At 66.4% G+C, this 1,179-nt stretch carries 2 pseudogenes; one reads left to right on the top strand and one right to left on the bottom strand.

From position 1 onward, the window contains the following. Positions 1–97: 97 nt before the first annotated feature. Positions 98–1,081: pseudogene (locus MOV75_RS38960) on the top strand (substrate-binding domain-containing protein); the annotation flags it as partial. Here the strand turns inward: MOV75_RS38960 and MOV75_RS38955 are convergent. Then, a pseudogene (locus tag MOV75_RS38955) lies at positions 1,082–1,179 on the bottom strand (MBL fold metallo-hydrolase); the annotation flags it as partial. It lies immediately after the preceding pseudogene.

Genomic DNA, 1,179 nt, shown 5'->3' with positions numbered 1-1,179 from the left:
ACGACCGCTACATCGTCAATGGCCAGAAGGTGTGGATCTCGACCGCGCAGGTCGCGCACAAGATCCTGCTGCTGGCGCGCACCACGCCGCTGGAGGAGGTGCGATCGTCACGGCTGCGATCGACGAGAATGGCGGTGAGGCGGTTTTCCACGGCGCCGTTCCCGACGATGAGGCCAAGCTCGAAGCCGCCATGCGCCGCGCGCTGGCAGGCGCAGACATGCTGGTGCTGTCGGGCGGTACGTCGAAGGGCGCGGGCGATTTGTCTCACCGCATCATCGGCCAGCTCGGCCAGCCCGGCATCATCGCGCATGGCGTTGCGCTCAAGCCCGGCAAGCCGCTGTGCCTTGCGGTGTGCGACGGCAAACCGGTGGTGATCCTGCCGGGCTTTCCGACCTCGGCGATGTTCACCTTCCACGACATGATCGTGCCGATGCTGCGCAGGATGGCCGGACTGCCGCCGCGCTCCGATGCCAAGGTCAGGGCAACCGTGCCGGTCCGCATCGCCTCCGAGCTCGGCCGCACCGAATTCGTGATGGTCTCGCTGGTCGAGGGCAGGGATCGCCTGATCGCCTATCCCTCCGGCAAGGGCTCCGGCGCGATCACGTCCTTCGCGCAGGCCGACGGCTTTCTGCGCATCGACGCGCTCGCCGAACAGATGCCGGCCGGGACCGAAGCCGAGGTGACGCTGTTCACGCCGCATGTGCGCGTGCCCGATCTCGTCATCATCGGCAGCCATTGCACCGGCCTCGATCTCGTCACCGCTGAGCTCGCGCATGCCGGCCTCACCGTGCGCTCGATCGCAGTCGGCAGCCTCGGCGGACTCGCGGCCGCAAAACGTGGCGAATGCGATCTCGCGCCGATCCATCTGTTCGACGATCAAAGCGAGACCTACAACACGCCCTATCTCGTCGACGGGCTCGAACTCGTGCCGGGTTGGCGGCGAATGCAGGGCATTGTCTTCCGCAAGGGCGACCGGCGTTTCGAAGGCGTCGGGGCAAAGGACGCCATCGCCGCGGCGCTCACTGACCCCGCCTGCATCATGGTCAACCGCAACCAGGGCGCCGGCACGCGCATCCTGATCCATTCTCACCCGCGACTGCGCCGACTGCTTCGGATCCGTATCGTAGGAAAATTCCGTAAGTGGCTTCTCAAGCAGCAGCACGGGGTGGTGGGTCAGAT

Origin of the sequence: Bradyrhizobium sp. PRIMUS42 (assembly GCF_023006515.1) — a bacterium.
Lineage (GTDB): Bacteria > Pseudomonadota > Alphaproteobacteria > Rhizobiales > Xanthobacteraceae > Bradyrhizobium.
Note: the sequence above shows the minus strand (reverse complement) of the source record. Positions and strands in the feature narration are given on the sequence as shown.